Here is a 7,941-nt window from a genome sequence, read left to right on the forward strand (position 1 = left end):
CGTTCCGCGGGCAGTGCGGGAGCTTCCTCGGCTTGCGCCTGCGGGATCTCTCGACTCACTATACTTCCCGCAGGAGTCTTCGTCCGGCCGGCTTCACCAAGTGGTTTTGAGGATCAATCAACAGGGACTAGATAAACGTTTTCTTCTTTTAAAAAGAAAAAATACAACCTTCCTCGCTTTATACAATCTGGTCGCAAGCCACTTGGCGGCGGGAGGGCAGCGCCTGCCCCATGGAAAGCGAAGCTGCCCGGACGCCGCCGGTCTATCCCATTTATGTGGTGGTTATCAATCATTTGTCTACGGTCTGAAGCAGCCGAATTTTTTCGGCTGCTTTTTTGTATTTTTCGCTGTTCATCCTTTTTTCAATATGAAATATTCCCTTTGTTTTATTTCAATGGTAACATGTTTATAAAAGCAAAAAACATACATATTTACCAGTCATGATGGGTGAAGAAAAAAAGCAGGATGATGCAGGGAGATATAAAAGGATGATCTCTGTACATACAATGAATCGATGATCAAACTGCAACGGTTTAACGGAGTACGCTTGACTGTCAGATGGCCGCTCTGTATATGGAATGATAATACATTTGAAAGAAGTGGAATAGATGATTGCAATCCGACAAGCATTGCCAGGAGAAATAGAATCCATTCGCGAGCAAAGAATAAAATCGTATGAAGAGCATGCCAAAAAGATCCCCGCTGAGCATTGGGAAGCATTAAAAAGCGCTGTATCCTCTAATGCAGATGAACAAGAAGGTGTAGAACTTATAGTGGCGGTTGAAGAGGAAGAAGTGATTGGCAGCGTCGCCTTGTTCCCGGCGAGATCGGATGCTTATAAAGGGCTTGTTGATATGCTGGATTACCCGGAAATCAGAATGCTGGCGGTTACTCCGCAGGCGCGGAATAAAGGCGCAGCAAAAGCATTGATAAATGAATGTATTCGGCGGACAAAAGAAAGCGGGCACTCTTACATTGGTCTTCATACAGCTGATTTTATGGAAGCAGCTGTGCATCTTTATGAGCGTCTGGGCTTTGTTCGCCTGCCTCAGTTTGATTTTGAACCAGCAGGTGACGGAATTATTGTAAAAGCATATCGTCTTGCTGTTGATAAGTGCAAGTAAGTGTAAACACATATGTATGATGGTAAAAAAAGACAAGCGGCTTTAAAAAAACGCTTGTCTTTTTGTGAAGCATCAGGCGACTGCATAGAGAAAAGACCGGGTCCACATACTAACTGTAGACTCGGCTTGTTCCTTTTAAAGGGTAGTACTTGAAATAAAATCGAAAAAAAGGCTTTGTAGACCTTTATCCCGCCATGTAGCCGTACTACCAAGTTCCTCTTTTGGTTGACAGTAACCGTATTCATACCCGGTTGATCGTTTTTCTGCTGTGAATAGTCAATTCATCTACTTTCAGTTTGATGAATACAAAAAACAGGAAAATCGTCAAAAAAGTAATGGGAGGCGTATTGAACGGAAATCAGCTTGAAGCACGGATGGCCAATGAATGAAAAAGTGGATAAAACTCCCCAGGTGCATTAATCACCCGCAATGACGATAAACGTGATATGATACCAAAAGAAAAAAGAAGTAAATAGGTGGAGGAAGAAAGATGTACAGAGTATTGCTTTATTATCAATATGTACCAATAGATGATCCGGAAACATTTGCGGCAGAGCATAAACAGTTTTGCCAGGAGCTTGAGCTGAAAGGACGTATTTTAGTCGCCAAAGAAGGGATTAATGGCACAGTGTCCGGAACAGTGGAACAAACAGAAAAATATATGCAGGCTATGCATGCCGATCCGCGTTTTCAGGACATGGTTTTTAAAATTGATGAAGCCGAAGAACATGCTTTTGCTAAATTAAAAGTGCGTCCTCGTCCTGAGCTGGTGACACTCCGCCTCGAAGATGACGTGAACCCACTTGAATTGACGGGGGAATATGCAGAGCCGAAGGAATTTTTAGCAGCTATGAAAGAAGAAAATACGGTTATTCTTGATGCGCGTAACACATACGAACACGACCTTGGCCACTTCAAAGGGGCAATCCGTCCTGATGTAGAAACCTTCCGTGAATTGCCGCAATGGATTCGGAACCACCGGGAGGAGCTTGAAGGCAAGAAGATTCTTACGTATTGCACGGGTGGTATTCGCTGTGAAAAGTTTTCCGGATTCCTAAAGAAGGAAGGCTTTGAAGATGTCATGCAGCTGCACGGCGGTATCGTTTCTTATGGAAAAGACCCTGAAGTGCGTGGTGAAAACTGGGATGGCCAGTGTTTTGTGTTTGATGACCGTCTGAGCGTACCAGTAAATCAGGTAAATCCAACCATTGTCGGCAAAGACTACTTTACTGGTGAACCGTGCGAGCGGTATGTAAGTTGTGCCAATCCGGAATGTAATAAAAAGATCCTGGCATCCGAGGAGTCAGAGCACCGTTATCTGCGCAGCTGTTCAGACGAATGCCGGACGCATCCGCGTAATCGGTATATCGCCGAGCACAAACTGTCAGAAGAAGAAGTGGAAAAGCGCCTTGATATCTTAAAGCAGACTATGTAAAACCGATCGATATGTCAGTATACGAAAGGGGCATCCAGTGAAAAGGGGATCCTCTGCTTTTCGTCCTGCCTCCTGTTCGAAAAAGAAACAGGAGGCTTTTTTTATCCGCTCCAATCGGAAATGTGGAAGTCCAATTATATTCAAGCTGAGGTGCAGGCTGGCTTATTCCTGAAGCAGACTGTCTGGTTTATCAAGGAACATAACCGCAGGGCGCTGAAGGAGTATCAGCACGAACAAAGCCGGACTGCCGAGCTTGAAAAGGCATGTCAGCGGTTAATTTAAAGAAGAAAGATGCTGGAAAAGTATTTCGTTTAAAAAAAGGCGGTCTCCTTTTAAAAGGAAACCGCCCTTCCTATTAATGAGTCACTTCTTTTAAATCTTCAATGCCTACCTCTGTTCGTTCTTCACCAGGGCCGCGCAGGTGAACAATAGCGGTATTTGTTTCATCAAGTACCTGGTCAATCCAGACAGATACGCCGTTAAATTGAACATCAATATCAACAGCTGAATTGGAAACGATTTGTTTCGCACGCTGAAGCTCCATGCTTTTCACCTCCCGCTTGAAGACTGGTCAGGGCCACTCTTACCAAGTCGTTTGTTCCGTAACTCGGTTAATTCAGCCAACTCACGGGCATATTCCTCATTGACGCTGTCTGCCGGTATTTTTAAACTTTTAGGTGTTTGCGAAAGGCCACGGTCGCCGTGACTGCTCGTTTTATGCTCGTCTCGCCCCATTGCTGCACTCTCCTTACCCTATTCTGATCGATGCGAGGACGCGTTCATTCTTTCCTGCGGGTGAGTATTGATGGAACCATCTGCCCTTTTAGAAGCGTAAGCAGCTTTTGCCCGTGCTTTCCCTGCTTCACCTTTCATGGACGTTATCGAAAAATCCTTTGCCTTATTTCTCATTTCCATCCCTCCCATATGATTGAACTGTGCGTGTCCGCCGATATAGTATGGAACACGGGGTGAAATTTATGAGCTTGTTTAACATGAAAATGATGGAGCGTATTATATTGGTTATTTAGCAAATGATATAGATAAAACGGTTTCTTGACGGCTGTAAAACAGTAAAGATCCTCTGGAGACAGAATGTCCATACATTTTTGTTTCAATCAGTATGTGCTTGGTTTTTTCTTTTTTTGCTCCATCAACTTTTTTCATTTGTTCGACTAACTCTTTTCATTTTTTGTAGCAAGCAAATAAAAATGAATGTTATCCCTCTGTAATCTTCACAGTAAATTAAAAAGAAATTAACACTAGGTTGATAGAGTAGAAAAAGAAAAAACGAATAGACAGGGGCTCAGAAAATGGAGAAAAAATGGATGGCGGCGGCCTTGACTTTATTGGTAAGTGTAGCTACTGTTTCCGGAGCCGGAGGAGCAATAATAAAAGAAAAACAAAAAGATATTGTGAACGTAGCGCATCGAGGTGCTTCAGGGTATGCGCCTGAACATACGCTGGTGTCATATGAATTGGGGGAAAAGTTAAAAGGCGATTATATTGAAATTGATTTACAGATGACAAAAGACGGGCAGCTAATTGCGATGCATGATGAAACGCTGGACCGGACCACAAACGGAGCGGGAAAAGTGAAAGATGTAACACTGGCCGAGATCAAGCAGCTTGATGCGGGCAGCTGGTTTAATAAAGCATATCCGCAGTACGCAAAATCTTCTTATAAAGGATTAACTGTTCCCACCCTTGAAGAGATTTTTCAAAAGTTCGGGCAGAGTAAACGTTATTATATTGAAACAAAATCCCCTAAAGTTTACCCGGGAATGGAAGAAAAATTAGTTTATCTCATAGAAAAATATGGGATTGATAAAAGGAAACTTTTTGTTCAATCATTTAGCGCAGAAAGCCTTTCGAATATGCATGAGCTTGACCCTTCCCTTCGCCTTATTCAATTACTTTGGTATACAACAAATGCGGACATTACAGATGAAGAAATTGCTGACATTCAAGAATACGCCATTGGCATCGGTCCGAATTATACGTTTATAAACAAAAAATATGTAGAAAAAATTACGAACAGCGGGCTTCAAATTCATCCATATACGGTAAATGATAAAAAAACAATGAAAATGCTGATGGACTGGGGCGTAACGGGTATGTTCACTAATTTTCCAGATGTACTTTATGAAGTGAAAAATGGAAAATAGGGCAAAGGCTGCTGCTTGAGAGATAGCTGGTTAAAAAGGGATTAATGGTAACAGGAAAACATTTCAAGCAGCAGACAAAGGATACAATTAAAAAATAAAAATGTTTTGAAAACATCTGGGCGTGTTTCTTTAAGTCGAGTTTGACATAGGTGCATGTGAAAAGAGTTTAAAGCACTTTATCGGTAATTATGCATTTTGTTCGTCTTGACTATGGGCTGAGGCAGCATTGACAAAGCTAGAAAAGAGCCGGCTCATTTCTGTACATCCGGGCACCATTGATTCAGGATGCCACTGTACCCCCACTACAAATGCCTCGCCTTTCATTTCTACTGCTTCAATTATATGATCCGGACTGTGACCGACCGCTGATAGGCCCTTTCCTAAAATGTCGATGGCCTGATGATGCAGGCTGTTTACATTTATTGTAGTGTTTTTTATAATTTTCGCTAATTGTGAATGGCTGGAAATCGTAACTGGATGAGTGGGAAGGGAACGGTGACTCGTTTGTGAATGCTGAATGGGGCTGTTCACTTGACTTGGCAGGTCCTGCCAGAGTGTGCCGCCAAGCGCCACATTGATTACCTGAAGACCGCGGCAGATAGCAAGAATTGGTTTTTTTCGCTTTAACAGCAAGGCTGTTAGTGTTAACTCAAATTCATCCCGTTCTGCAAACACAGAACCAAGCTTTTCATGAGCAATCTGTCCATAATATACCGGATCAACATCTTCTCCTCCGCTTAAAATAAAACCATCACATAAGTCAAGGTACGATGAAATGACATGCAAGGGAGCAGGCGGAAGAATAATAGGGATACCCCCGGCTTTAAGGATGGCCCGGTGGTAATCATGATGTACATAAACGCCTTCCGAATTCAGCGTTTGGCGGACATACGAACTGGTAATGCCAATGACAGGTGATTTCTTCATGCAAATCCTCCTTTGGCTGTTTAGCGGGGCTGCTTTCATGGAAGCTGCCAGGTCGCGAAAAATCCGGATTCATCCCTTTTTTGAGAAAAATACAAAGGGAGCTATTGTTTTAGCTTATTCAGGAGCCGATTTCCCTGTGAGCAGTAATCTCTTGCTTGTAGGGTTTCTATGTGCTGAAAAATAAAAGAAAATGAGAAGAGGACAGAAGGTTCGCTTTCTTTACCGTAAACCGCTACACTGAAAGAAATGCTTTACCAGGGAAGGTGAAAAAGAAGATGAAGTGCAAAGTAAACCAAAAAGCTGCGAAAGCACTAAAAAAAATGCTTGATACACCTGAAGCAGAAGGAAAAATGATCCGAGTAGAAGTAACCGAACATCATGGAAACCATGCGCATTATGCGATTATGTTGGATACGCCAAAAGAGCATGATGTAGTCGTTCACACCGATAAGGAAATCGATATTATCCTCGACAGCCGTGAAGAGTTTCTCGATGGCATTTTTGTTCAGTATTTCTACGTACCAGAAGAAGGATTTGTTGTAACTAACTCGTCCAAAGGCGGTCATCATCACCATTAAAATAAAAAAGACGCCGGGGGCGTCTTTTTTATTTGAGTTAAGTTTGTTTATTTTGCAAAGTAGCCTGTTTTTACGGAAAACGTCTAGACCTTTTTCTTTATACATTCGCTTCTTCAACAGGCTGGAGAAATAATGTATTCATGTGGCCGACAATTACTTGTTTTATTTTGTTCTTCGACAGCCGATTGGAGTTAAGCATGGCATGAAGAGCAAGGCCGTCCACCAGGGCATAAAGCCGTTCTGTTTCAATGTCGAGATTTACTGCTTTATGCAGGCGTCCCGCTTGATAAAGGCCGGTCATGATGCGCTGAATTCCTTCGAGCACTCCATCGTCCGCCTGATGTTTGGATGGAATGTTTGCTGTCACAAAATGAAACCAGACGGACATTTCCGTTTCGCTTTCTTGATTGTAAGGAATGAGCTCCAGTAGGATGCGGATACTGGTGAGCTCCGGTGAGCTTCCTGATTTTAAAATGGTATCGATCCGTTTTGACACCTGCTCTTTAACAAGATTCATCGCATAAAGTAGCAATTCATCCTGAGTCGAAAAATAGTGGCGAAGCGATCCAAGTGATACATTGGCTTCGGCTGCAACGGCGCGTACAGTCGCTCCGCCGATTCCTTTTTTTAAAATAACATTCCACGTGGCTTCGGCAATTTGTTGTTTTCGCTGTTTATGATCGACGATTTTTGGCATATGACAAGTGTAGCAGAAAAACCGGGAAGAAACCATTTTTTTGATACAGTTGTATTTAATAAAGTAATATGATACTCTTTTGGTAATACGAATGTATTAAAAAGGAGGAACAAAGTGAATATCATTGCCTGGCTGATTATTGCCTGTGAAATTGCATTTTGGGTTGTGATTTTAACCGGATTAATGATGCGGTATGTGTTTCGTCAGGAAAAAGCAGGGCTGATTTTTTTAGCGCTTACCCCTGTTATTGACCTGCTGCTGCTTATTTTTACAGTCATGGATCTTTACAGAGGAGCGTCTGCCACGATCGCTCACGGTATTGCAGCTGTTTATATTGGTGTGTCTATTGCGTATGGAAGGAGCATGGTCCATTGGGCCGACAAGAAGTTTCGTCAATACTTGTTAAAAGACGGAAGCAGAACGGAATCTAAAACCGGCCTTGCTTTTGCCAGGCAGGATGCTAAAAATGCGGTCCGGCATGCTTTCGCTTACGCAATTGGAGCCGGGCTATTGTATGCAATCATCCTTTTTATTGGCGAGGGGGAACGGACAGAGGCACTCTGGCAGATTTTGCGTATCTGGACCATTGTATTGGCTATTGACCTGCTTATTACTGTTAGCTACTTTATTTGGCCGAAGCAAGCTAAAAAGAACGCACTTAAATAAAAAGTGCGTTCCAGCTTGTAGACAAAGTCTTCATTTTGAAGATGATGTCTGCAGGCTTTTTTTGTACAATAAAAACATCAAAATCTTGTGGGGGAATTTGTATGTTATCAAAACGACCGGAAAACCGCCGGAATCAAATGGAAGTTGTCGCGCTCGATCAGCTTGTACCTGCTGACCATCTGGTTCGCAAAATCGAGGCGGCAATCGACTTTGACTTTATATATCCGCTAGTGGAAGATATGTATTCTGCCGATAACGGACGGCCAAGCGTCGATCCTGTTGTACTGATTAAAATGGTGCTGATCCAGTATCTATTTGGAATCCGCTCGATGCGCCAGACGATTAAGGA

Annotated in this window: 13 protein-coding genes; 7 read left to right on the plus strand and 6 right to left on the minus strand. The window is 42.8% G+C overall.

From position 1 onward, the window contains the following. The 3 genes from VP97_RS24360 to trhO all read left to right on the plus strand — a co-directional run. On the plus strand, positions 1–412 hold a 412-nt coding region (locus tag VP97_RS24360; RefSeq protein ID WP_216594929.1), incomplete at its 5' end, for a hypothetical protein. 196 nt (positions 413–608) lie between these two features. Then, positions 609–1,124 carry a GNAT family N-acetyltransferase gene (locus VP97_RS14580; RefSeq protein WP_050182644.1) on the plus strand — a complete coding sequence of 172 codons (516 nt, stop codon included), beginning with the start codon at positions 609–611 and terminating at the stop codon, positions 1,122–1,124. Between the two features lie 490 nt (positions 1,125–1,614). Next, entirely contained in the window at positions 1,615–2,559 is a 945-nt protein-coding gene (gene trhO / locus VP97_RS14585; protein WP_050182645.1) for an oxygen-dependent tRNA uridine(34) hydroxylase TrhO, read from the plus strand. 355 nt (positions 2,560–2,914) lie between these two features. Here the strand turns inward: trhO and VP97_RS14590 are convergent, their stop codons facing one another. The 4 genes from VP97_RS14590 to VP97_RS23910 all read right to left on the minus strand — a co-directional run bounded on the left by VP97_RS14590 (position 2,915) and on the right by VP97_RS23910 (position 3,723). After that, positions 2,915–3,103: an H-type small acid-soluble spore protein gene (locus VP97_RS14590; protein ID WP_050182646.1), complete on the minus strand. Its 189-nt coding sequence runs from the start codon at positions 3,101–3,103 to the stop codon at positions 2,915–2,917. 5 nt (positions 3,104–3,108) lie between these two features. After that, a complete protein-coding gene (locus tag VP97_RS14595) occupies positions 3,109–3,294 on the minus strand; it encodes a YfhD family protein (protein ID WP_050182647.1) in 186 nt (61 codons plus the stop codon). 18 nt (positions 3,295–3,312) lie between these two features. Continuing rightward, complete coding sequence (gene sspK / locus VP97_RS14600; protein WP_050182648.1) at positions 3,313–3,468, minus strand: small, acid-soluble spore protein K; 156 nt, start codon at positions 3,466–3,468, stop codon at positions 3,313–3,315. Between the two features lie 111 nt (positions 3,469–3,579). After that, positions 3,580–3,723 carry a hypothetical protein gene (locus VP97_RS23910; RefSeq protein ID WP_156153508.1) on the minus strand — a complete coding sequence of 48 codons (144 nt, stop codon included), beginning with the start codon at positions 3,721–3,723 and terminating at the stop codon, positions 3,580–3,582. Between the two features lie 146 nt (positions 3,724–3,869). Here VP97_RS23910 and VP97_RS14605 point away from each other — a divergent pair, with 146 nt between their 5' ends. Continuing rightward, a complete protein-coding gene (locus tag VP97_RS14605; protein ID WP_172656782.1) occupies positions 3,870–4,724 on the plus strand; it encodes a glycerophosphodiester phosphodiesterase in 855 nt (284 codons plus the stop codon). Between the two features lie 186 nt (positions 4,725–4,910). On the opposite strand, the gene VP97_RS14610 is transcribed toward VP97_RS14605, so the two are convergent. After that, positions 4,911–5,600 carry a gamma-glutamyl-gamma-aminobutyrate hydrolase family protein gene (locus VP97_RS14610; protein ID WP_425388476.1) on the minus strand — a complete coding sequence of 230 codons (690 nt, stop codon included), beginning with the start codon at positions 5,598–5,600 and terminating at the stop codon, positions 4,911–4,913. A 326-nt stretch (positions 5,601–5,926) separates the two neighbouring features. Here VP97_RS14610 and VP97_RS14620 point away from each other — a divergent pair, with 326 nt between their 5' ends. Beyond that, a complete protein-coding gene (locus VP97_RS14620; protein WP_050182651.1) occupies positions 5,927–6,229 on the plus strand; it encodes an iron-sulfur cluster assembly accessory protein in 303 nt (100 codons plus the stop codon). A gap of 97 nt (positions 6,230–6,326) precedes the next feature. Here VP97_RS14620 and VP97_RS14625 read toward each other — a convergent pair whose 3' ends face one another. Beyond that, on the minus strand, positions 6,327–6,926 hold the full coding sequence (locus VP97_RS14625) for a TetR/AcrR family transcriptional regulator (RefSeq protein WP_050182652.1): 600 nt from the start codon (positions 6,924–6,926) through the stop codon (positions 6,327–6,329). Between the two features lie 114 nt (positions 6,927–7,040). Between VP97_RS14625 and VP97_RS14630 the strand changes: the two genes are divergently transcribed. Continuing rightward, on the plus strand, positions 7,041–7,592 hold the full coding sequence (locus VP97_RS14630; protein WP_050182653.1) for a hypothetical protein: 552 nt from the start codon (positions 7,041–7,043) through the stop codon (positions 7,590–7,592). 101 nt (positions 7,593–7,693) lie between these two features. Beyond that, a partial coding sequence (locus tag VP97_RS14635; protein WP_172656784.1) for a transposase occupies positions 7,694–7,941 on the plus strand: 248 nt, incomplete at its 3' end.

Origin of the sequence: Domibacillus robiginosus (genome assembly GCF_000966195.1) — a bacterium.
Taxonomy (GTDB): Bacteria; Bacillota; Bacilli; order Bacillales; family Domibacillaceae; genus Domibacillus; species Domibacillus robiginosus.